Raw genomic sequence first — 22,616 nt, forward strand, 5'->3', positions numbered from 1 at the left:
GATGCTGCCACTGTGGATCGCTCTGCAATTTCTCAGCAGCTTGCCGATTCGTCTGCCAGGGATGCCGCAGCCGGAACAGCTCGGGCGTTCGCTGCTGTTTTATCCGCTGGTGGGGCTGCTGTTCGGGGTGATCCTCTGGGTGTTGAACCTGGCATTGAGCGGCGCGCCGTTGCTGCTGCATGCGGCGCTGTTGCTGACGGTGTGGGTGCTGCTCAGCGGGGCGCTGCACCTCGATGGTCTGGCTGACAGCGCCGATGCCTGGCTCGGTGGCTTCGGTGATCGCGAGCGCACGCTGACGATCATGAAAGATCCGCGCAGCGGGCCGATTGCCGTGGTGACGCTGGTGTTGGTATTGCTGCTGAAGTTCTGCGCGTTGCTGGCGCTGATCGAGCAAGGGCATGCGCTGATGTTGCTCATCGTGCCGTTGCTGGGACGTGCGGCGTTGCTGGGGCTGTTTCTGACCACGCCATATGTGCGGGCGGGTGGGTTGGGGCAGGCGTTGGCTGATCATGTGCCGCGCCGGGCCGGTTGGTGGGTGCTAGTGGCGAGTGCGCTGGCCTGCTTGCTGATTGCCGGGGTGACAGCGATTGTTGCGCTGGTTGTCGCGTTCGTTGGGTTTGTCTGGCTGCGGCAGGTGATGATGCGGCGGTTGGGCGGGACTACGGGCGATACGGCGGGGGCGTTGCTGGAATTGCTGGAAATGGCGGTGTTGGTTGGAGTGGTGTTGGTCTGAGATATTTCTATGACAGTACCGGCCTCTTCGCGAGCAAGCCCGCTCCCACATTTGCAATGCATTCCCCTGTGGGAGCGGGCTTGCTCGCGAAGGCGGTGTGTCAGACGGCACAAAGCTTATTGATAAACTCATGTGTAACTTGATTTAACACAGTCGCGGGTATATACACGCATCATGCTTCCTTCTCAGTGTTTGTGCACCAACCTGCGTCGCGCCGCTCGTGGCGTCAGCAGGCATTACGACGGCGCTCTCGACGGCTTCGGGATCAACGTTGCCCAGTATTCTTTGCTGTGCAACCTGCAGCGTCTGGATCAACCGAGCATCTCGGAACTGGCCGAAGCCATGGGCCTGGATCGCAGCACCCTGGGGCGCAATCTGCGGGTGCTCGAAGGTGAAGGGTTGGTGGCGCTGGCCGAGGGCGAGGACATGCGTAATCGCATCGTCCGGCTCACCGAAACCGGTGCACAGCGCCTTGCGGCGGCCCTGCCGGCCTGGGAAGCGGCGCAACAGCGATTGATCGATCGGCTGGGCGCCGAGAAGCGTGAAACCTTGCTGCGACTGTTGGACGAACTGGCCTGAAGGCCGGTTTTTCCGGTTTTAAGCGGGTATATACCCGCGAACGGAGAATAACAATGACATCGATGTGGCGTACGTGCGGTTGGGTGTTGCTGGGAAGTGCGCTGATTCTGGCGTTGTCGTTGGGCGTGCGGCACGGCTTCGGTCTGTTCCTGTCGCCGATGAGTGCGCAGTTCGGCTGGGGGCGCGAAGTGTTCGCCTTCGCCATCGCCCTGCAGAACCTGATCTGGGGCCTGGCGCAGCCGTTCACGGGCGCGCTGGCTGACCGTTTCGGTGCGGCGAAAGTGGTGTTGGTCGGCGGCGTGCTGTATGCCGTGGGTCTGGTGTGCATGGGTTTGTCCGATTCGGCGCTGACCCTGTCGCTGAGTGCCGGTCTGTTGATCGGTATCGGCCTGTCTGGCACCTCGTTCTCGGTGATTCTCGGTGTGGTTGGGCGTGCCGTGCCGCCGGAAAAACGCAGCATGGGCATGGGCATCGCCAGTGCTGCCGGTTCGTTCGGCCAGTTTGCGATGTTGCCGGGCACGCTGGGTTTGATCGGCTGGCTCGGCTGGTCGGCGGCGCTGCTGGTGCTTGGCCTGCTGGTGGCGCTGATCGTGCCGCTGGTGAGCATGCTCAAGGACAAGCCGTTGCCGGTGCTGGGCCACGAGCAAACCCTGTCCGAAGCGTTACGTGAGGCCTGCTCGCACTCGGGTTTCTGGTTGTTGGCGTTCGGCTTTTTCGTCTGCGGTTTTCAGGTGGTATTCATTGGCGTGCATTTGCCGGCCTATCTGGTTGATCAGCATCTGCCCGCCACGGTTGGCACTACGGTGCTGGCGCTGATCGGACTGTTCAATATCTTTGGCACTTACACCGCTGGATGGCTCGGCGGGCGCATGTCCAAGCCGCGTCTGCTGACGGCGTTGTACCTGTTGCGGGCGGTGGTGATCGTGCTGTTCCTCTGGCTGCCGGTGACGACGACCTCGGCGTACCTGTTCGGCATGGCCATGGGCTTCCTGTGGCTGTCGACGGTGCCTTTGACCAACGGTACGGTCGCGACCTTGTTTGGCGTGCGTAACCTGTCCATGCTCGGCGGTATCGTGTTCCTGTTCCATCAGCTCGGCTCGTTCCTCGGCGGCTGGCTGGGTGGGGTGGTGTATGACCGTACCGGGAGTTATGACTTGATCTGGCAAGTGGCGATTCTCTTGAGCCTGCTGGCCGCCGCGCTGAACTGGCCGGTGCGCGAGCGTCCGGTGGCGCGTCTGCAACCGGCTGTCGGCGCCGTATGAAGCGTTCCTGGCCGCGAATCGCCTTCATCGCACTCGGCGCGCTGTTGCTGGCGCTGGTGTGGTGGGGCTGGCATCAGGGCGGCCTGGCATTGATGCAGTTGGGCATGGGCGCTTGCTTGTAGGCTTGGAGGGCGAGTAACGTCGATGTCTGATAACCGCATCAAGGATGCCCGACATGTTCATGCGCTGGTGTGCTTTACCCGCGTTGTTGATGGTGTTGACCGGACTGGCCCAGGCGGCTGACTGTCCGGAGGCGCTGCAAGGCTCGTTGCCCAAGTTGCGCGCCAAGGAATCCGTCGACCTGTGCCAGCGCTACGCCGGCAAGCCGCTGGTGGTGGTCAATACCGCCAGTTTCTGTGGCTTCGCCCCACAGTTCGAGGGCCTCGAAGCGCTCAATCAGCACTACAAGGCGCAAGGCCTGGAAATGCTCGGCGTACCGTCCAACGACTTCAAGCAGGAGTCCAAGGACAGCGCCGAAACCGCCAAGGTCTGCTACGCCAATTACGGCGTGACCTTCACCATGACCGAACCGCAGAAAGTCCGTGGCGACGACGCTACTCATCTGTTCAAGGTGCTGGCCGAGCAGAGCAGCGCGCCGAAGTGGAATTTCTACAAGTACGTGATTGATCGTCAGGGCAAGGTGATCGCGAATTTCTCCAGCCTGACCAAACCCGATGATCCGGAGTTTATTGCGGCAGTTGAAAAGGCCATCGCCTCAAAACCGCTCAACTGATAACACACGCTTTTTGTGGGAGCGGGCTTGTTCGCGCAGGCTGCGGATCATTCAGCACTTGTGCTGGATGTCAGACCCCATTCGCGAGCAAGCCCGCTCCCACATTTGATCTGTGGTGTTTGAACAGGCGCAAAAAAGCCCCGCTTTCTGCAAAGAGAGCGGGGCTTTTCAATGGGCGAGGGGTTAGCCTCGCCATACAGCATCAGAAGCGATAGGTCGCGCCGACACCGAAACCGTTTGCCGAGTTTTCATACTTGGCGTCGTAGGTCTGGCCACGATCGTTTTCGTTGTGGACTTTGATCGCTTCTTCCTTCAAGTACGAGTAGGCCACGTCGATGGTCAGCGCTTCGGTTGGGCTCCAGCCGGCACCGATGCTGAAAATGGTCCGGTCGCCAGTAGGGATACGTGGCGAACGGTCGACGTTGTTGGTCGGCGACTGGTCAAACGTCAGACCGGTACGCAGTACCCATTCCTTGTTCAGCTGGTACGAAGTACCCACGGCGTATGCCCAGGAGTCATGCCAGTTCTGCTCTTCGGTGATCTCGCCGAACTGACCGGCCAGCAGCGGCTGCACGCCCGAGTTTTCAACGGTGATCTTTTTCAGCTGGCTCCAGCGCGTCCAGGTGGAACCGGCGTAGACGTTCCAGCGGTCGTTGATCGCTTGAGTAACCGAGAAGTCCACAGATTCAGGCGTGGTGATCTTCAGCGAAGCGTCGTACTTCTGCTCGGCACCCAGACCGATAGCGCCCAGCACGCCGTAGTTGACCTTGGTGTTGCCTTCGAGCTTGTAGTCGACTTTCGAGTGGTACGTCAGACCCAGACGGGTGGTGTCAGTGGCCTGAACCAGTACGCCGATGTTGTAGCCCAGCGCAGTGTCGTCACCCTTGATCTTGACCTTGCCGTCCGGCGCAGCCTGGGTAATCGACAGGTTGGATTCCAGCGTGCCGTCGATGCGGTTGATGGTCGGACCAAAACCAATGGAAACCACGTCGTTGAACTTGTAGCTGACAGTCGGCTGGAAGGTGATGACCTGGACTTCGGACTTGCTGCCGAAGTAACGGCCGGCAAAGCCTTTTTCGTAGTCGGTAATCAGGCCGAACGGCACGTACACGCCGAGGCCGAATGCCCAATGCTCGTCGATCGGTTTGACGTAGAAGCCCATAGGTACGGAGGTGAAGGGCACCATGTCGCCTTTGTTGCTGCCGCCGTTCGGGCTGGAGCTGGCGTCTTTGATATCGGTTTTGGCATCGAGGAATGCAACGCCGCCAGTGACTTGTTCGCTTGTGAGGCGCGACATGCCGGCAGGGTTACCGTAAACAGTGCTTGCGTCGTCGGCAGAAGAAGATCGCCCGGCATAACCAGTGCCCATGCCGCTGATGCTGTGTTCGTTGATGGCAAAGCCAGCTGCGAAGATCTGGGTGGATGCCATGGTAACGGCGAGGCTAAGGGTGGTTTTGAGCATGACTTTTTTCATTATTAGAACTCCTGGTGATCACCGGGGCGAAAATTACCAACATTTTCGTCCCAGCGCTATAGTCCGTATAGCCTGAGTTAGAGCGGTTTTGTAGGACAATCCGACCAGAATCCTGACCTGTTGGCCGATCTTTGGAAACTGCAGGGTCAACATGCGACCTGATTCACAGGTGAAACACAGGTGTGCCAGGCGTAAGTAAAGTCGCGCAGGCGGCCTTGGGGCTGGAAGGTCTGGCGCCAGATTCGCGCCATGCCCAGCAGGTCATCGGCGTCGGGGAGCTGAGTGTTTTGTTCTTCGACCAGCAGCCAGGCAATGGCGGTGGCGTAACGCAGGTTGACGGTCAGTTCGAGGTGCGGGCCGCTCAAAAAAGCATGTTGGCTGGCGAGGCCGCGAACCAGGCTTGCGCGTTCCGGATCGAGTGCCAGGTAAAGGTCCCAGAGAGCCTGATGGCGATGCTCGGCAATCCGGTAGAGGCCGTGGCCACGGCGGTCATGCAGGGCGGAGCCGAGGGCGGATTGGCTGGCGGCGATCCCCAGTAGCAGGGATTCGGCGGTTGCGCAGTGGCGTCCCAGATAGATCAGTGTGGGACGGATCACATAGCGGCACAGTTCGCTGGCAGCGATACCCATAATGCCCTCGATTCTTGTAATTGGGCGGCGATACCTGAAGGGGCCTTGGCAGCGGTGGATCGAATCAGGCTCGCCGAAAGCGGATCAAGCCGCTTGAGTTGAAGTGTAGTGTCATATTCGCGACGTAAAGGCCTGTTTTTAAAATATTTCCACCCGCGAGCCAAAAGCGTTATATCCGATGGTGCTTAGGCGCGGAGGGCTAAAAGCGAAACATCGGGCAATAAAAAGCCCCGCATTTTGTGCGGGGCTTTTGCTTTTGCAGCCTTTTCGGCTCTCAGGCAATCAGGGCCTGACGTGTACGATCGATCACGGCCTGCAGCGGTTCGGCGCTGGAGTATTGATCGGGGTACAGACGCTCGCTGTGGCGAGCGATCCCGTGTTCATTGACCACGGTGAAGCTGAAGCAGCCTTTGCGAGCGGCCATGATCAGGCAGTTCATTGGGGCAAAAGCGTTGGTTAGGGTGCGAATGGCATCCTGAGTATGGATTTGAGTAGACATAGTTATTAGGTGTTCCTACAAATGACACGGATAAGAACCGTGCAACGTTAAAACGTTCCAGTAATGTCGACCACCGTTGGTCGAACAAAGAACCCGACTGGAACAAAGCAGCCAGTTTGAAGCGCTATTAAGTTGGCGCGCTTGGGCTGGCAGGTAGGTACTTAGGAGGACAGGCAACACATCAAGGGCAAAGGTTCTGGGCCCGGGGTGAAGATCCTGATCAATTTGCAGGCTGGTTCGGTCAGAGTAAGTGGTCTTCGCAACACCCTTTGCATTCATTCAAAGGCAGTGTCGGCGCAAGATTTACCTGGAAACCATCGAGGGGTCGTTCCCGCTTTTTTCGGCGAAGGGCTTCTTGGAAGAAGGTTGACCGTGGGGATGTGTTCGACCGGAATTGACTTTCAGCTTGGTACTAACGCCGCGGATAGTAACGGAACGTCCTGGGCAATGCAAACCCCGTCGTAAAAAAGATTTCGTGAGTCGCCAAGCATTGAGGTGGTGTCCCGCTTCTTCGCGAGCAGGCTCGCTCCCACATGGGAAACACCATCCAGTGTGGGAGCGAGCCTGCTCGCGAAGGGATCACCCTGATCAACCGCCGGTCGCCACAAAAGCGTGCAGCCATCCCCATCACCAACCCGCTTATCCCCAGCCCGAGAAGCAAAACGACCCGAAAAAGCGCATCGATATAACCGGGTAACAGGTACTTGTGCACATTAGTTGCGCAGACCGTAACCTCACTGTCATATCAATCCTGACCCCGGTAGCTGCCTGCATCAAAAGTTTAAGTCAATGAAAAATATCGTCTTTTTTTGTTGGTGAAAAAATCGTCAGTTTGACTGCGGGCCCCATTCCACAAGGCTTTGCGCGAGTTCGGGAGCGGTTGTCCACTGAGTTATCCACAGCTTCTGTGGATTGTCCCTAGCGCTTGCTCTAGCACGGGCGTGCCGGGTTTTTTTTGACTTTACCTGTACGAAAAAGAGAGTAGAGTGGCGCGCCCTCCGATCTGTCCCACAGTGTTTTATGAAGTTTCGCTCAGTATCAGGCTCTGTTACCTCCGAACACCCTCGTGTTACCTCTCCCAAGCGATTTTCCGTGCGTGTGGCCGAATGGCTGCTCGACAGCCCGCGTCTGGGCGATAGCCGCAATGCCAAGCATCTGGCGGGGCGTCTGCTCAAGCAACCGGCACGCGAAGGCGTGGTTGCGGCGCAAAGTCGTCTCGGTCAGTTGATGTGCCGCGAGTGCGGCAATGCCCGGGATCGGCGCATCGGTCAGGATCTGTTGCGTCAGGCAGCCCGCGCCGGTGACCGTCGTGCACAACAGGAACTCGGTCTGCTCGAAGACTGAGCTGTCCAACGTCCCGCGCCTTGGTTAACCTTCAGGCTTTATCGAATCGGCAGGAGTGGCTATGGACTTGACCAGCGTGTTGCTGGGGCTGGCGGGCGCGGGATTGCCGCTGCTGGCGCTGGCCTGGCAACTGCAGCGCCGGGCGAGCAGCGCGCAGGCCGAGGTTGCCTTGGCCGAAGAGCGCCTGACCATGGCACAACTGGCACAGGACGGGCTCAACGCGCAGTTGGAGGCCAGCCGCGATGAAATCGTCGACCTCGGCCAGGCCAATGCCGCCAAGCAGGCGGAGCTGGCGGCTCTGCGCCGCGAAGTCGAGCTGCTGCAGATCGAACGTGATGACGCCCGTGACGCTTCGCACGCCTGGAACATCGAGCGCGCCAACAAAGAAGCCGAATTGCGTCGCCTCGACGCGCAGGCCGCGTCGCTCAACGCCGAATTGCGCGAGCAGCAGGAAAGCCATCAGCAACGCCTCAACGACCTGCAAGGCTCGCGCGATGAGCTGCGCGCGCAGTTCGCCGAACTCGCCGGGAAGATCTTCGATGAGCGTGAACAGCGCTTTGCCGAGACCAGTCAGCAGCGCCTCGGCCAGTTGCTCGATCCGCTGAAAGAGCGCATCCAGTCCTTCGAAAAACGCGTGGAAGAGAGCTATCAGGCCGAGGCTCGCGAGCGCTTCTCGCTGGCCAAGGAGCTGGAGCGTCTGCAGCAATTGAACCTGCGCCTGAGTGACGAAGCGACCAACCTGACCCGCGCCCTCAAAGGCCAGAAGACCCAGGGCAACTGGGGTGAGCTGATTCTTGAGCGAGTGCTCGAACACGCGGGTCTGGAGAAGGGCCGCGAGTACCAGACCCAGGTCAACCTCAAGGGGCCGGATGGCGAGCGCTTCCAGCCGGACGTGATCATTTACCTGCCGGGCGACAAGCAGGTGGTGGTCGACTCCAAGGTCAGCCTCACGGCGTATCAGCAGTACGTTGCCGCTGAAGACGACACCCTCGGCCAGATCGCGATCAAGCAGCACGTGCTGTCACTGCGCAGCCATGTCAAAGGCCTCGCAGGTAAGGACTACAAACGTCTTGAAGGTCTGCACAGCCTCGATTTCGTCTTGCTGTTCGTGCCGATCGAAGCGGCATTTTCCGCCGCTTTGCAAGCTGAGCCGACGCTATTCCAGGAGGCGTTCGACCGCAACATTGTGATCGTCAGCCCGACCACGTTGCTGGCGACGTTACGGGTTATCGACAGCCTGTGGAAGCAGGAGCGGCAGAGCCAGAACGCGCGGGAAATCGCCGAGCGAGCCGGTTGGCTGTACGACAAATTCGTGCTGTTCATTCAGGATCTGGACGAAGTCGGCAATCGCCTGCAACAGCTGGACAAGGCTTACAGCTCGGCGCGCAACAAACTCACGGAAGGGCGCGGCAACCTGGTCAGCCGCAGTGAGCAGCTCAAATTGCTCGGTGCGCGGGCCAGCAAGAGCCTGCCGGCGGATCTGCTGGAGCGGGCGATGACCGATGTCGATGGGCTGGTCGAACTCCCGGAATAAACTCGATTCTGTGGCGAGGGAGCTTGCTCCCGCTGGGGGGCGAAGCACCCCTTGAGTGTGAATCCCCGATTGGCCTGATTCACCGTTTCGCGACTGCTGCGCAGTCGAGCGGGAGCAAGCTCCCTCGCCACAGGGGGGATTGTTACAGCGGCACATACCGACTTAACAACGCTCGCAACGCCGCCGGTTTCACCGGTTTCGCCAGATAATCCAGCCCCGCCGCATGCACCTGCGCCACCGTCTCCGGTCGGCCATCGGCGCTGATCACCACGCCCGGTACCGGTTCGCCCAACGTGGTGCGTAGCCACGCCATCAGCTCGGTCCCGGTATCGCCGTGATCGAGGTGATAGTCGACCAGTGCCAGTTGCGGTCGCACACCCTCGTTCAGCAACGCCGCGCATTCCTCGCGATTGCGCGCCGTCCACACCTGACAGCCCCAACGGGTCAGCAGGCTGTTCATGCCAATCAGAATGCTGTCTTCATTGTCGATGCACAGCACCTGCGCGCCGCTGAGCAGCTTGCCGTTCAACTCCACCGCAGTTTTCTGTGGCAGCGATTGCGCCCGGGCCAGCGGCACACTGACACTGAACACACTACCGCGCCCCGGCCACGAACGTACGCGCAGGGTGTGGCCGAGCACGCGACACAAACCGTCGGCAATCGCCAGGCCCAGACCCAGGCCTTTTTCGGCGCGGGTCTGATGGCTGTCGAGGCGTTTGAATTCCTCGAAAATCACTTGTTGTTTGTCTTCCGGAATTCCCGGCCCGCGATCCCACACTTCCAGACACAGCTCGCCATCACGCCGACGCACGCCCAGCAGCACCGGGCCCTTGGCATAGCGGAAGGCGTTGGTGAGGAAGTTCTGCAGAATCCGTCGCAGCAGCTTGATGTCGCTGTCGATGCGCAAGTGGCTGCCGCGCACACGGAACTTCAGGCCTTGTTCCTGCGCCAGCGCCTTGAATTCGGCGCCGAGCGTATCGAACAACTCATTGAGCGCGAACGGCTTGGGATCGGGGTTGATCTTGCCATTCTCCAGGCGGGAAATATCCAGCAGGTCGCTGATCAGGTCTTCTGCCGAACGCAGCGAACTGTCGAGGTGTTGCACCAGTTTCTGCGCCTCGCTGCTCAAGCCGTCGTCCTGATGGGAGAGGGCGGCAGAGAACAAGCGAGCGGCGTTCAACGGCTGCATCAGGTCATGGCTGACAGCGGCGAGGAAGCGGGTTTTCGACTGGTTCGCCGCCTCGGCATGGCCCTTGGCTTCGGTCAGTGCGACGTTGAGTTGCGACAGCTCCTGCGTGCGCTCGCTGACCCGTTGTTCCAGGCCTTCGTTGGCCTCGGTCAGCGCCTGCTCGGCTTCGCGGAACGCGGTAATGTCAGTGAAACTCATGACGAAACCGCCACCAGGCATCGGGTTGCCGATCAGCTCGATCACCCGGCCGTTGGGGAACAAACGTTCGGAAGTGTGCGCGCGGCCCTGACGCATCCAGTGCAGGCGTCGGGCGACGTGGACTTCCGCCTCGCCGGGGCCGCACAAGCCACGTTCGGCGTTGTAGCGAATGATGTCGGCAATCGGCCGGCCGACGCTGATCAAGCCGTCCGGGTAGTTGAACAGCTCCAGATAGCGGCGGTTCCAGGCCACCAGTTTCAGCGACTGGTCGACCACGCTGATGCCTTGGGTGATGTTCTCGATCGCGCCTTGCAGCAGCGCGCGGTTGAACTGCAGGACTTCCGAGGCTTCGTCAGCGATACGGACGACGTCCTCCAGCTGCATTTCCCGACCTTCGATGGCGGCTTTTACTACGGCGCGCGTCGAAGAAGCACCGAGCACGCCGGCCAGCAAGCGTTCGGTGTGGGCGATCCATTCGCCATCGGCGTTCTGGTTCGGATTGAAGCCTTTGCCCTGGCGGTAGGCAAAACGAATGAAGCTCTGCCGCGCACGTTCTTCGCCGACAAAGCGCGCCGCCAGTTGCAGCAAATCATCGATCTGCACCGCCAGCATCGAACGCGCACTCGGCCGCGCGCTGATTTCCTGACCGATAAAGCGCCCGGCCTGCCAGTGCTCCGAAACCCGCGTGCGCGACAGCACCGAGACCCAGGCGAACAACGTGAAGTTGCCCGCCAGCGACAGCACCACGCCTTGCGTCAGCGGGGTGATCGGCAGGTTCAGCGGGTTGCTGTGCAGCCACGCCAGACCGGGAAAAGTGCTCAGCGACCAGCCGAGGCTGTGGGCGGCAATCGGCAGGATCAATGTGTAAAACCAGAGGAACGTGCCCGCCGCGAGACCGGCGAACACCCCACGGCGGTTGGCCTGTTTCCAGTACAGCGCGCCGAGCATCGCCGGGGCCAGTTGGGTGACAGCGGCGAAGGCGATCTGGCCGATGGTCGCCAGGCTCGCGGTGGAGCCGAGCAAGCGGTAGCTGACGTAGGCCAGCAGCAGAATCAACACGATGCTCACCCGGCGTACCGAGAGCATCCACTGGCGGAACACCTCGAACGGGCGCTCGGCGTTATTACGCCGCAGTAGCCACGGCAACAGCATGTCGTTGGAGACCATGGTCGACAGCGCCACGCTGGCTACGATCACCATGCCGGTGGCCGCCGACGCACCGCCGATGAACGCCAGCAACGCCAGGGCCGGATGGGCCTGAGCCAGCGGCAGGCTGATCACGAACGAATCCGGAAGCACGTGACTCGGCAGCATCATCTGCCCGGCGAGGGCGATCGGCACCACGAACAGCGCGGCCAGCGCCAGATAGGCCGGGAACACCCACTTGGCCAGACGCAGGTCCTGCGGGTCGATGTTCTCCACCACTGTGACGTGAAACTGCCGCGGCAGGCAGATGATCGCCATCATCGCCACCCCGGTTTGCACCACCATCGACGGCCAGTTAATCGTTTCCTTCCAGTACTCCTCGAGGCGCGGCGCGAGCATCGCCTGATTGAACAGGTCGTCAAAACCGTCGTACAGCCCGTAGGTCACGAACGCGCCGACGGCGAGAAAGGCGAACAGCTTGACCAGCGATTCAAACGCAATCGCCAGCACCATGCCGCGGTGGTGCTCGGTGGCGTCGAGGTTGCGCGTACCGAAGACGATGGTGAACAGCGCCAGCACCAGCGACACGATCAGTGCGGTGTCCTGGGCGCGGGTGCCCATGGCGTCGGCACCGGCGCCGATCAGCAGGTTCACACCGAGCACGATGCCTTTGAGTTGCAAAGCGATATAGGGCAGGACGCCAACCAGGCAGATCAACGCCACCACCACCGCCAGCGATTGCGATTTGCCGTAGCGCGCGGCGATGAAGTCGGCAATCGAGGTGATGTTCTCCTGTTTGCTGATCATCACCATTTTCTGCAGAACCCACGGTGCGCCCAGCAACAACAGGATCGGCCCGAGGTAGATCGGCAGGAATGACCACAGCTGTTCGGCCGCCTGTCCGACCGCGCCGAAGAACGTCCAGCTGGTGCAATAAACCGCCAGCGACAGGCTGTACACCCACGCGCGCATCCGCGGCGGCAACGGCGTGCTGCGACGGTCGCCGTAGAAGGCGATGGCGAACATGATGGCCATATAGGCGAGGGCGACGGCGGCGATCAGCCCGGTGGACAACGACATGCAACACTCCCGACAGAAGACTCCCCGGCAGTCCTGCCCGGGCGGACAGTCTCGCATGAGTGCGGCGGTTAGTCAGTGTCGACCAAGGTCGTGGCGTGGCGGGGTGTCGCAGGTTTGAAACCGGGTGGTTTTATGGTGACTCATCAGGCCCCATCGCGAGCAGGCTCACTCCTACAGGTGGAACGCATTCCAAGTGTAGGAGTGAGCCTGCTCGCGAAGGCGTCAGTCCTGTTTCAACGCCATATCGATCAACCGATGCAGTTCATCCACCTCCAGCGCCGCCGCCGCAAACAGAATCCGGAACACCACCGGCGCCACCACCAGATTGATCAACCGATCAACGCTCGGCGCCGGCTCGTCTGGGTGACGCTCGATGATGGTCTGCAACTGCGCGCCAATGATCGTCACGCAATACCCCGGCGTGGCGCTGGCCTGCACGTCGCGCATCATGTTGCGCCCCGGCTCCGAACTCATTTCGTCCAGATACTGCTCGGCCCAGGCGCGGATATCACCGCGCAGGTCACCGGTCACGGCAGGTTCGCTGTCGGGGCGCATGCGGGCGAGGGCGACGTCCGCCAGCAACGCCGTCAGATCGCCCCAGCGCCGATAGATCGTCGAGGGCGTGACCCCGGCCCGCGCAGCGATTTGCGGGACGGTCACGGTGCTGCGCTCCTGTTCTTGCAGAAGCGCGCGGACTGCCGAATGAATCGACTCTTGCACCCGGGCGCTGCGGCCGCCGGGGCGTAAACCTTCTTTAATAGCCATGCGCCAGACCTTAACACAAAGAATTTGCTTTAAGCCAAAGCCGAGAGCACACTCCGCAAAAGCAAAAAATTAGCTTTTGCGGAGTGTGCCCATGACCAGCCTTACTTCCAACCGTGGCAGCCTGATTTTTCTGGCGATCACCTTACTCAGTTTTCTCGCCGCTTCCACGGCGCCGACGCCGCTGTATCACCTGTATCAGGATCAGCTGCACTTTTCGGCAGCGGTGCTGACCCTGATTTTCGGCGTGTATGCCTTAAGCCTGCTGGCGGCGCTGCTGACGGTCGGTTCGTTGTCCGATCATCTGGGGCGCAAACCGGTGATTTTCACTGCAGTGCTGCTCAACGCACTGGCGATGCTGCTGTTCATCCACGCCGACAGCGTCGCCTGGCTGATCAGCGCCCGCGTGCTGCAAGGTTTTGCCACCGGCATGGCCACCGCTGTTCTGAGCGCGACGCTGCTCGACACCGACCGCCAGCAGGGGCCATTGATCAACAGTGTGGCACCGTTGCTCGGTATGGCGGTCGGCAGCATGGGCTGTGGCTTACTGGCCGAGTTCGCTCCGGCGCCGTTGCAACTGACCTATTGGCTGCTGCTGGCACTGTTTGTGTTGCAGGCGGTGTATGTCTGGCGTCTGCCGGAAAGCGTCACCCCGCAAGCCGGGGCCTGGGCTTCGCTGCGGCCGACCCTGCATGTGCCGGTTCAGGCGCGTTCGACCTTGTGGCGTGTGCTGCCGCTGAACACCGCAACCTGGGCCCTCGGCGGCTTTTTTGCCTCGCTGGCACCGTCGCTGGTGCGCACCGCCACCGGGTCGACTTCCAACCTGATCGGCGGTGCGACCGTCTCGGCGCTGACGGTGACGGGCGCGTTGATGATTTTCACCCTGCGCAATCGGCCTGCGAGCCGGGCCCTGCAACTGGGCGCCAGTCTGCTGCCGATCGGTGTGCTGCTGATTCTGCTCGGCGTGCACAGTGCCAGTCTGGGGCTGTTTTTCCTCGGCACGCTGGTCGCCGGTTGTGGCTTTGGTTCGGGGTTTCTTGGGGCGGTGCGCAGCCTGGTGCCGCTGGCTTTGCCGCATGAACGAGCGGGGCTGATGTCGGCATATTACGCACTGAGTTATCTGGCGTTCTGCTTGCCGGCTCTGCTCGCCGGGCACTTGACCCGCACCTACGGCTTGCTCGCGACCACCGACGGTTACGTCGCCGCATTGATCATGCTGGCCGTCGCCGCGCTCCTGCTCAGCTTGCGTGCACAAGCGGCCAAGGTTTGCAGCGCTCCATAAGTGTGGCGGTTTCAGTTAGCCTTGGGCAGCCCTTCTTTGCATGGATCGACCGATGAAGATTATCCGCAGCAAGTCGTTCACCGCCGAGCGTGCCTGGGGTGCGCTGGACATCGCCAACATGAACGGCATCACCACGCGTCTGCACTGGACCGATCAGCCCTACAAATGGCACGTCAACGAGGGTGAGGAAGTGTTCGTGGTGCTCGATGGTCAGGTGCAGATGCGCTATCGCGAACAGGGTGAAGAAAAACAGGTGCTGCTTGAGGTTGGCGATATCTTCTACGCTTCGGTCGGCACCGAGCACGTGGCGCATCCGCAGGGCGCGGCGCGGATTCTGGTGATTGAGAGCGAAGGCAGTGTCTAGGCGCTTATCTGTAAAGTAGATAACAGATAGAGAAATTACCCGTTATATAGATATTCGATTCGGTTCTACCATGGACTCAACCTCACCTGAGGACAGGAGTTCATGATGACTTGCCCCAACATAGCCAAACCCGGCATCAAGCCGTTCAGTCAGCTTCAGCATCCGGGTGAAGTGATCCGTCAATTCACCCCGAACTGGTTCGCCGCGACCATGGGCACCGGTGTGCTGGCCTTGGCGCTGGCGCAACTGCCGGTGGCGATCCCCGGGTTGCACGCGGTGGCCGAAGGTTTGTGGCTGTTCAACATTCTGTTGTTCACCCTGTTTACCTTCGCCTATGCCGCGCGCTGGATTTTATTTTTCGATGAGGCGCGGCGGATCTTCGGCCATTCCACCGTTTCGATGTTCTTCGGCACCATCCCCATGGGCCTGGCGACGATTATCAACGGCTTTCTGTTGTTCGGTCTGCCACGCTGGGGCGAAGGCGTGATTCATCTTGCCGAAGTGCTGTGGTGGCTCGACGTGGCGATGTCGCTGGCCTGTGGCGTGTTGATCCCCTACATGATGTTTACCCGCCAGGAACACAGCATCGACCAGATGACGGCGGTCTGGCTGTTGCCGGTGGTGGCGGCGGAAGTGGCGGCGGCCAGCGGCGGTTTGCTCGCGCCGCATCTGGCCGATGCCCACGCGCAACTGGTGGTGCTGACGACAAGCTACGTGCTCTGGGCATTTTCCCTACCCGTGGCGTTCAGCATTCTGACCATCCTGTTGCTGCGCATGGCGCTGCACAAACTGCCCCACGAAAACATGGCCGCCTCGAGCTGGCTGGCCCTCGGTCCGATCGGCACCGGCGCGTTGGGCATGTTGCTGCTGGGCGCTGATGCACCGGTGATCTTCGCCGCCAATGGTCTGCCGGGCATCGGTGAAATCGCTGCGGGCCTGGGGCTGGTCGCCGGGATCACCCTGTGGGGGTTCGGCTTGTGGTGGATGTTGATGGCGCTGCTGATCACCGCGCGTTACCTGCGCGACGGCATCCCGTTCAACCTCGGCTGGTGGGGTTTCACCTTCCCGCTGGGCGTGTATTCGCTGGCGACCCTCAAGCTCGCCAGCACGCTAAACCTCGGTTTTTTCAGCGTGGTGGGCTGTGTGCTGGTGAGCCTGCTGGCAGTGATGTGGCTGATCGTCGGTAAACGCACCGTGCAAGGCGCGTGGCGCGGTGAGCTGTTTGTCTCACCTTGTATTGCAGGGTTGAAGAAATAACCTGAAAAGTTTAGGTAATGTGTGGCCTGGATCGCCGATCGAGATTCCAATAAGCAGATCCAGGCCATTCTCTACCGACCTCAGGGAAACACGGAAGATGAGTCACCCCTCACAGTTCAACCTGCTTCGCACCCGGCGCTTCCTGCCGTTTTTCATCACGCAGTCGCTGGGCGCGTTCAACGACAACGTGTTCAAGCAGTCGCTGATCCTCGCCATTTTGTATCGGCTGACCATCGAAGGTGACCGCTCGATCTGGGTCAACCTGTGTGCGCTGCTGTTTATCCTGCCGTTCTTTCTGTTCTCGGCGCTGGCCGGGCAGTTCGGGGAAAAATTCGCCAAGGACGCGCTGATCCGTCTGATCAAACTCGCGGAAATCGCGATCATGGCCGTAGGATCGATCGGTTTTCTCTTCGATCACCTGTCGCTGATGCTGGTGGCGCTGTTTGCCATGGGCACGCATTCGGCGCTGTTCGGGCCGGTGAAGTATTCGATTTTGCCGCAGGCGTTGCGCGAGGATGAACTGGTCGGCGGCAACGGACTGGTGGAGATGGGCACGTTCCTGGCGATCCTTGCCGGGACCATCGGCGCTGGCGTCATCATGTCTTCGACGCATTACGCGCCACTGGTGTCGACCGCGATTGTCGGGATTGCGGTGCTCGGGTATCTCGCCAGTCGCAGCATTCCTCGCGCTGCGGCGGCTTCGCCGGAAATGCGCCTGAACTGGAACATCTTCAGCCAGTCCTGGGCCACGCTGAAACTCGGTCTGGGCCAGACGCCCGCGGTGTCGCGCTCGATTGTCGGCAACTCGTGGTTCTGGTTTGTCGGGGCGATTTATCTGACGCAGATTCCGGCCTACGCCAAGGAGTGGATGCACGGCGACGAAACCGTGGTCACGCTGATTCTCACCGTGTTCTCGGTGGGGATTGCGCTGGGTTCGATGCTTTGCGAAAAGCTTTCCGGGCGCAAGGTCGAGATCGGACTGGTGCCGTTCGGTTCGTTCGGTCTGACCGTGTTTGGCCTGCTGCTGTGGTGGCATTCCGGCGGAATCCCGGAGAGCGTCACCGGCCATAGCTGGACCCAAGTGCTGGGCTTTGCCCATACCTGGGCGGTGCTGGTCGACATTCTCGGCCTCGGTATTTTTGGCGGCTTCTATATCGTGCCGCTGTACGCGCTGATCCAGTCGCGCACCGCCGAGAACGAGCGGGCGCGGGTGATCGCGGCCAACAACATTCTCAACGCCCTGTTTATGGTGGTCTCGGCGATCGTTTCGATCGTGTTGCTGAGCGTGGTCAAACTGTCGATTCCGCAGCTGTTTTTGGTGGTGTCGCTGCTGAACATCGGCGTCAACGCCTACATCTTCAAGATCGTCCCCGAGTTCAGCATGCGTTTCATGATCTGGCTGCTCAGCCATTCCATGTACCGCGTCGAGCACCGCAACCTCGAGGCGATCCCGGACGAGGGCGCGGCATTGCTGGTGTGCAACCACGTATCGTTCGTCGATGCGCTGCTGATTGGCGGCGCGGTGCGTCGGCCGATTCGCTTTGTCATGTACTACAAGATCTACAACCTGCCGGTGCTGAACTTTATCTTCCGCACGGCGGGGACGATTCCGATTGCCGGACGCAACGAAGACATCCAGATCTACGAAAAAGCCTTCACCCGGATTGCCCAGTATCTGAAGGACGGTGAGCTGGTGTGCATCTTCCCGGAAGGCAAGCTGACCACCGATGGCGAGATCAACGAGTTCAAGAGCGGGCTGACGCGGATTCTCGAAGAAACCCCGGTGCCGGTAATTCCGCTGGCGCTGCAGGGATTGTGGGGGAGTTTCTTCAGTCGCGATCCGAACAAGGGCTTCTTCAGGCGGTTGTGGTCGCGGGTGACGTTGGTGGCGGGTTCGGCGGTAGCGGTGGAGGCGGCGCAGCCGGCGAAATTGCAGGGTTTGGTCGGGGCGTTGCGCGGGGCAGTGAGATAGTCGCTGACTTCAAGGGCTCCTTCGCGAGCAAGCCAGCTCCCACAGGTTTTCTGGATTTACACAAGATTTGTGTTCACCGCAGATCCCTGTGGGAGCTGGCTTGCCAGCGAAGGGGCCAGTGGCCTAAGCGCTGACCTTGAGCCCAATCAACCCGGTAATGATCAACGCCACACTGGCCAGCCGAATCAATGCCATCGACTCGCCAAACAGAATGATCCCGGCAATCACCGTGCCCACGGCACCGACGCCGGTCCAGATCGCATAAGCCGTACCCAACGGCAATTCCTTCATTGCCAGGCCCAACAGGCCGAGGCTGATTGCCATCGCTGCGACGGTCAGTACGGTGGGGAGCGGGCGGGTGAAACCGTCGGTGTATTTCAGGCCGACGGCCCAGCCGACTTCGAACAGGCCGGCGAAAAACAGAATGATCCAGGACATGAGAGACCTCCATCGATTGACGGGGCCGTCCCCAGATTGATAACTCGATCGAGCCGCAGGGTCGTCCCCGCGTAGCGCAATAGTCTGCCGAGCATTAATCCGGGGATCAAGCTTCCCGGTCAGTCGGTCGGCTGCTGCGCCAGCGCCTCACGGTCTTCTTTCTCGCTCATGCGCCGGAAGTACGTCGAGAGCAGCGCCCCGGAAATATTGTGCCAGACGCTGAACAACGCGCTCGGCACCGCCGCCAGCGGCGAGAAGTGCGCACTGGCCAATGCCGCGCCCAACCCCGAATTCTGCATGCCGACTTCCAGCGCCAGCGACTTGCGCTGCGCCAGTGGCAACTTGAACAGGCGTCCGGTGAAGTAACCCAGCAAGTATCCGAAGCTGTTATGCAGCATCACCACCGCCATGATCAGCAGCCCGGATTCGGCAATCTTCGCCTGACTGGCGGCCACCACGGCGGTGACGATGATGACGATGCTGACCACCGACACCAGAGGCAACACGTCCACCGCGTGCCGCACTCTATCGCCGAGCAAACGTTGCGCGACCACGCCGAGCACGATCGGCAGCAGCACCACTTGCAGGATCGACCAGAACAATTCCATGAACGACACCGGCAACCACGCCGAAGCCAGCAGCCAGATCAGCGCCGGGGTCAGCAGCGGGGCGAGGAGGGTGGTAACAGCGGCAATCGCCACCGACAGCGCCAGGTCGCCCCGGGCCAGCCAGGTCATCACGTTCGAAGACGTGCCACTTGGGCAGCAGCCGACCAGAATCACCCCGACGGCGATTTCCGGTGGCAGATGGAAGATCTGGCAGAGCAACCACGCCACACCGGGCATGATCACGAAATGTGCGACCACGCCCAAAGCCACGCGCCACGGATGGCGGGCGACGGCGGCGAAGTCATCGAGTTTGAGGGTCAGGCCCATGCCGAACATCACCAGTCCCAGCAGCGGCACGATTGCGCCTTTGAGGCCGAGGAACCACGCCGGTTGCAGGAACGCGATCACCGCGAAAATCAGAACCCAGTAAGCGAAGGTATTGCCGACAAAGCGACTCAGTGCAGCCAGTGCGCGCATGGCCTGTTCCTTATTATTAGTTACACCACAAAGCCAATTGTGGGAGCGGGCTTGCTCGCGAAAGCGGCGGGTCAGCCAAGTCAATGTTGAATGACACACCGCTTTCGCGAGCAAGCCCGCTCCCACATTGGGGTTTCACAAGGGTTTTAGATCCCCTGAGGCGTCTCTTCACCGCCCAACGCTTCCACCAGCGCCGGCAGGAAGTCGCCGAAGGTCAGCATCATCAGGGTGAAGCTGGCGTCCAGTTGGCCCAGGGCCTCGTCGCCACCGTCCTGTTCCGCCTGATCTTGCAGCAGGTCTTCGAACTTCAGGCGTTTGACGGTCATCTTGTCATCGAGCATGAGCGACAACTTGTCCTGCCAGGCCAGCGACAACTGAGTCACGACCTTACCGGTGCTCAGGTGCAACTGGATTTCTTCGCTGGTCAGGTCCTGACGCTTGCAACGCACGATGCCGCCGTCTTCGTGGGTGTCGCGCAGCTCGCACTCGTCCAGAACGAAGAAGTCCGGGGCCGCTTGCTGGGTGGTGACCCACTCGGTCATCACGGCGGTCGGCGCGGTTTTCACGGTCAGCGGACGGACGGGCAGGGTACCGAGCACTTCACGCATTGTGGAGAGCAGGTCTTCGGCGCGTTTCGGGCTGGCCGAGTTGACCAGGATCAGGCCCTGTTTCGGCGCGATGGCGGCGAAGGTCGACGAGCGACGGATAAAGGCGCGCGGCAGGAACGCCTGGATGATTTCATCCTTGATCTGATCGCGTTCCTTCTTATAGACCTTGCGCATCTGCTCGGCTTCGATCTCTTCGACCTTTTCCTTGACCGCGTCGCGCACGACGCTGCCCGGGAGAATGCGTTCTTCTTTACGCGCAGCGATCAGCAGGAAGTCACCGCTGACGTGTACCAGTGGCGCATCTTCGCCTTTGCCGAATGGCGCGACGAAACCGTAGGTGGTCAACTCCTGGCTTGCACATGGACGCGCCAGTTTGGTGGCCAGTGCAGTTTCCAGCGCCTCGGCATCGACAGGCAGGTCTTGGGTCAGGCGATAGATAAGCAGGTTTTTGAACCACATGGGGTGAGTCTCTCCTTTATACAAAGGGGGGCATTATTGTCTTCGCCGGGTCATAGGCCAACCCTTCTCTAAGCCTTTGGAAGGCCTGAGAAAATTAATTAAAAAAGTGCTTGCCAGAGGTTGGGTCGCTCCGTAGAATGCGCGCCACACCGAAGCGAAGGGTGATTAGCTCAGCTGGGAGAGCGTCTGCCTTACAAGCAGAATGTCGGCGGTTCGATCCCGTCATCACCCACCATTCGTTTCAAGTGTTTAGCGCAGCGGTAGTTCAGTCGGTTAGAATACCGGCCTGTCACGCCGGGGGTCGCGGGTTCGAGTCCCGTCCGCTGCGCCATATTCGGTAACCTGGACCACTGAACGCCAGGTCACCACGGAAAAACCCGCTGAAGCGGGTTTTTTTCTGTCTCACGTTTGTACCTTGTTCCATCGGGTTGTGTCGTTTCACCGGTTTTCGGATTTTTTTGAAAAAAACTTCAATTAAATCAACACTTTACGAAAACTTGTGGCATAATGCGCCCCGTAACGAAGCGAAGGGTGATTAGCTCAGCTGGGAGAGCGTCTGCCTTACAAGCAGAATGTCGGCGGTTCGATCCCGTCATCACCCACCATTCGTTTCAAGCGTTTCGCGCAGCGGTAGTTCAGTCGGTTAGAATACCGGCCTGTCACGCCGGGGGTCGCGGGTTCGAGTCCCGTCCGCTGCGCCATATTCGGTCACCTGGACCCACTGAACGCCAGGTCACCACAGAAAGCCCGCCTAGTGCGGGCTTTTTGCTGTCTGCGATTTGATAATTTCTGCATTGCCGCTGTGGTAAGGGGATAAATCCCCTCACCACAGGTACGTTTTACTGTTCGGCATTGCGGCTATGCCGATAGTCACTCACTGCCTCATACACCGCTTTGCGCAAGCGGTTGATCCCGCCAATCGGCCGATGCGCCTCAATACCAAACCATGGGTTGAACGACAGGTTATCGCATTCTAGATTCAAGGCCGGCGTGTCGAAGTCCTGCGCAGGCAGGGTAATCCGCGCCACGCTTTCAAACGGTGAATCCTGCTCGCGCCATTCGATGCTGGTGTCCTCGATCGGCATGTACCTGTTCGCATCCTGGCGCTGAATCTGCAGCACGAAACACGCCGGCACCCGATCCGTCGACAATTGCTGATTCAAGGCACTGCGCAGGAAGTTCGGCAGGTCATGGTTTTGCGGGGGCAGGACATACGCCGGGCAATTATCAGGATCCGGTGCTACCCGAAACTTCGCATTGGCCTCACCGAATTTGTAGGGGGATACCGAAAAGTAAGTCGTCCCTGTCGGGCTGTCCGGTGGCGGCGACAGCGTTGCCAGGGCGATGAACAAGTGGCGGATCTGCCAGGTTCGCGGATCCCAGCCGGGGAAAAACGCCATGATCTTTTTGCCATCAGCCTGAGCCGCTACATTCTGACGATACTCGGCGACATCGCTGACAAAGAAATTCGCATGGCTGAACATCACAAAGTCTTGTTCGTGGCGCTCCTGACGGTCGCCTAGCAGCTGTTTCCCGGGAACATCGAGCAGTTTGATCGCCATGCCCCGGGCGTCGCGGATGCTGTCGAACTGTGGATAGGCGTTGCCATTGGACAGGCGAATCATCGCTTGCCAGGTTTTATCCGGCTCGCTGAATACGCCTTGGCGCAACGCTGGCGCCAGTTCCGGCAGCACCGTCACTTCGGCCTTCACGCAACCGTGGGCCTTGGCATGCGCGTCGCGCAGGTAGCGAGTGCCTTCGCGGTGTTGATCGACGATGCGCACCGCCGTCTGGATCACGTCCTGGGTCATCGCCGTTTCACCGGCGGGAATCTGTTCTTGCGCCGACACCGGGCCGCGGTGTTGCCAGGCGAACCATGCGCTCGCGATGGCCCAGCCCAGCAGGCCGCTAATCAGCAATGCCAGCAGGGTTTTGCCAAGCAGGCGTCCCAGCCACAACCAGAGGCGGGCGAGCATGGACGGTCTTTTG

20 protein-coding genes and 4 tRNA genes are annotated in these 22,616 nt (G+C 60.4%); 15 read left to right on the forward strand and 9 right to left on the reverse strand.

Annotated features, from left to right (window positions below; translation table 11 throughout):
- Position 1: 1 nt before the first annotated feature.
- The 5 genes from V9L13_RS01020 (at position 2) to V9L13_RS01040 (ending at position 3,307) form a co-directional block, all read left to right on the forward strand.
- A complete protein-coding gene (locus tag V9L13_RS01020) occupies positions 2 to 733 on the forward strand; it encodes an adenosylcobinamide-GDP ribazoletransferase (RefSeq protein ID WP_338801205.1) in 732 nt (243 codons plus the stop codon).
- Positions 734 to 907: 174 nt separating this feature from the next.
- On the forward strand, positions 908 to 1,312 hold the full coding sequence (locus V9L13_RS01025; RefSeq protein WP_007950413.1) for a MarR family transcriptional regulator: 405 nt from the start codon (positions 908 to 910) through the stop codon (positions 1,310 to 1,312).
- A 53-nt stretch (positions 1,313 to 1,365) separates the two neighbouring features.
- Positions 1,366 to 2,574, forward strand: a complete 1,209-nt coding sequence (locus V9L13_RS01030) for an MFS transporter (protein ID WP_166495517.1) — start codon at positions 1,366 to 1,368, stop codon at positions 2,572 to 2,574.
- Entirely contained in the window at positions 2,571 to 2,696 is a 126-nt protein-coding gene (locus V9L13_RS01035; protein ID WP_256616859.1) for a hypothetical protein, read from the forward strand. Before V9L13_RS01030 ends, V9L13_RS01035 begins: the two co-directional genes overlap by 4 nt.
- A gap of 53 nt (positions 2,697 to 2,749) precedes the next feature.
- Positions 2,750 to 3,307: a glutathione peroxidase gene (locus tag V9L13_RS01040; protein WP_338801206.1), complete on the forward strand. Its 558-nt coding sequence runs from the start codon at positions 2,750 to 2,752 to the stop codon at positions 3,305 to 3,307.
- A gap of 202 nt (positions 3,308 to 3,509) precedes the next feature.
- Here V9L13_RS01040 and V9L13_RS01045 read toward each other — a convergent pair whose 3' ends face one another.
- From V9L13_RS01045 to V9L13_RS01055, 3 genes are all read right to left on the reverse strand, one after another.
- On the reverse strand, positions 3,510 to 4,781 hold the full coding sequence (locus V9L13_RS01045; RefSeq protein WP_338801207.1) for an outer membrane protein transport protein: 1,272 nt from the start codon (positions 4,779 to 4,781) through the stop codon (positions 3,510 to 3,512).
- A 146-nt stretch (positions 4,782 to 4,927) separates the two neighbouring features.
- Positions 4,928 to 5,410 carry a hypothetical protein gene (locus tag V9L13_RS01050; RefSeq protein WP_338801208.1) on the reverse strand — a complete coding sequence of 161 codons (483 nt, stop codon included), beginning with the start codon at positions 5,408 to 5,410 and terminating at the stop codon, positions 4,928 to 4,930.
- Between the two features lie 274 nt (positions 5,411 to 5,684).
- Entirely contained in the window at positions 5,685 to 5,909 is a 225-nt protein-coding gene (locus V9L13_RS01055; protein ID WP_003223079.1) for a hypothetical protein, read from the reverse strand.
- Positions 5,910 to 6,929: 1,020 nt separating this feature from the next.
- On the opposite strand from V9L13_RS01055, the gene V9L13_RS01060 reads away from it, so the two are divergent.
- Both V9L13_RS01060 and rmuC read left to right on the forward strand, forming a co-directional pair.
- Complete coding sequence (locus tag V9L13_RS01060) at positions 6,930 to 7,253, forward strand: hypothetical protein (RefSeq protein WP_080593230.1); 324 nt, start codon at positions 6,930 to 6,932, stop codon at positions 7,251 to 7,253.
- Between the two features lie 169 nt (positions 7,254 to 7,422).
- A complete protein-coding gene (rmuC, locus tag V9L13_RS01065) occupies positions 7,423 to 8,787 on the forward strand; it encodes a DNA recombination protein RmuC (protein WP_338802815.1) in 1,365 nt (454 codons plus the stop codon).
- Between the two features lie 142 nt (positions 8,788 to 8,929).
- On the opposite strand, the gene V9L13_RS01070 is transcribed toward rmuC, so the two are convergent.
- Together V9L13_RS01070 and V9L13_RS01075 are read right to left on the reverse strand one after the other, a co-directional pair.
- The gene (locus V9L13_RS01070) at positions 8,930 to 12,400 is read right to left on the reverse strand and encodes a NahK/ErcS family hybrid sensor histidine kinase/response regulator (protein WP_338801209.1); all 3,471 of its coding nucleotides are present in this window, start codon (positions 12,398 to 12,400) and stop codon (positions 8,930 to 8,932) included.
- A gap of 222 nt (positions 12,401 to 12,622) precedes the next feature.
- On the reverse strand, positions 12,623 to 13,165 hold the full coding sequence (locus V9L13_RS01075) for a TetR/AcrR family transcriptional regulator (protein ID WP_003223085.1): 543 nt from the start codon (positions 13,163 to 13,165) through the stop codon (positions 12,623 to 12,625).
- A gap of 91 nt (positions 13,166 to 13,256) precedes the next feature.
- Between V9L13_RS01075 and V9L13_RS01080 the strand changes: the two genes are divergently transcribed.
- The 4 genes from V9L13_RS01080 (at position 13,257) to V9L13_RS01095 (ending at position 18,037) form a co-directional block, all read left to right on the forward strand.
- The gene (locus tag V9L13_RS01080; RefSeq protein ID WP_338801210.1) at positions 13,257 to 14,444 is read left to right on the forward strand and encodes an MFS transporter; all 1,188 of its coding nucleotides are present in this window, start codon (positions 13,257 to 13,259) and stop codon (positions 14,442 to 14,444) included.
- A gap of 52 nt (positions 14,445 to 14,496) precedes the next feature.
- Positions 14,497 to 14,808: a cupin domain-containing protein gene (locus V9L13_RS01085; RefSeq protein ID WP_338801211.1), complete on the forward strand. Its 312-nt coding sequence runs from the start codon at positions 14,497 to 14,499 to the stop codon at positions 14,806 to 14,808.
- A gap of 105 nt (positions 14,809 to 14,913) precedes the next feature.
- A complete protein-coding gene (locus V9L13_RS01090) occupies positions 14,914 to 16,065 on the forward strand; it encodes a TDT family transporter (protein WP_338801212.1) in 1,152 nt (383 codons plus the stop codon).
- A gap of 97 nt (positions 16,066 to 16,162) precedes the next feature.
- Positions 16,163 to 18,037, forward strand: a complete 1,875-nt coding sequence (locus V9L13_RS01095; protein WP_338801213.1) for an MFS transporter — start codon at positions 16,163 to 16,165, stop codon at positions 18,035 to 18,037.
- 123 nt (positions 18,038 to 18,160) lie between these two features.
- On the opposite strand, the gene sugE is transcribed toward V9L13_RS01095, so the two are convergent.
- The 3 genes from sugE to rdgC form a co-directional block, all read right to left on the reverse strand.
- Positions 18,161 to 18,475 (reverse strand): quaternary ammonium compound efflux SMR transporter SugE, encoded by a 315-nt coding sequence (gene sugE / locus V9L13_RS01100; protein WP_003223093.1) that lies wholly within the window; start codon positions 18,473 to 18,475, stop codon positions 18,161 to 18,163.
- A gap of 119 nt (positions 18,476 to 18,594) precedes the next feature.
- Positions 18,595 to 19,560, reverse strand: coding sequence for a bile acid:sodium symporter family protein (locus V9L13_RS01105; protein WP_103486107.1), 966 nt, complete (start codon positions 19,558 to 19,560; stop codon positions 18,595 to 18,597).
- 146 nt (positions 19,561 to 19,706) lie between these two features.
- Positions 19,707 to 20,627, reverse strand: coding sequence for a recombination-associated protein RdgC (gene rdgC / locus V9L13_RS01110; protein WP_338801214.1), 921 nt, complete (start codon positions 20,625 to 20,627; stop codon positions 19,707 to 19,709).
- Between the two features lie 159 nt (positions 20,628 to 20,786).
- Here rdgC and V9L13_RS01115 point away from each other — a divergent pair.
- From V9L13_RS01115 to V9L13_RS01130, 4 genes are all read left to right on the forward strand, one after another.
- Positions 20,787 to 20,862, forward strand: a tRNA-Val gene (locus tag V9L13_RS01115).
- 19 nt (positions 20,863 to 20,881) lie between these two features.
- Positions 20,882 to 20,958: transfer RNA gene (locus V9L13_RS01120), tRNA-Asp, on the forward strand.
- A gap of 198 nt (positions 20,959 to 21,156) precedes the next feature.
- Positions 21,157 to 21,232, forward strand: a tRNA-Val gene (locus V9L13_RS01125).
- A gap of 19 nt (positions 21,233 to 21,251) precedes the next feature.
- A tRNA-Asp gene (locus tag V9L13_RS01130) sits at positions 21,252 to 21,328 on the forward strand.
- A 138-nt stretch (positions 21,329 to 21,466) separates the two neighbouring features.
- Here the strand turns inward: V9L13_RS01130 and V9L13_RS01135 are convergent.
- Positions 21,467 to 22,603, reverse strand: coding sequence for a catalase family protein (locus V9L13_RS01135; RefSeq protein WP_338802816.1), 1,137 nt, complete (start codon positions 22,601 to 22,603; stop codon positions 21,467 to 21,469).
- Positions 22,604 to 22,616 lie beyond the last annotated feature (13 nt).

Source organism: Pseudomonas sp. RSB 5.4, assembly GCF_037126175.1.
Taxonomy (GTDB): Bacteria; Pseudomonadota; Gammaproteobacteria; order Pseudomonadales; family Pseudomonadaceae; genus Aquipseudomonas; species Aquipseudomonas fluorescens_H.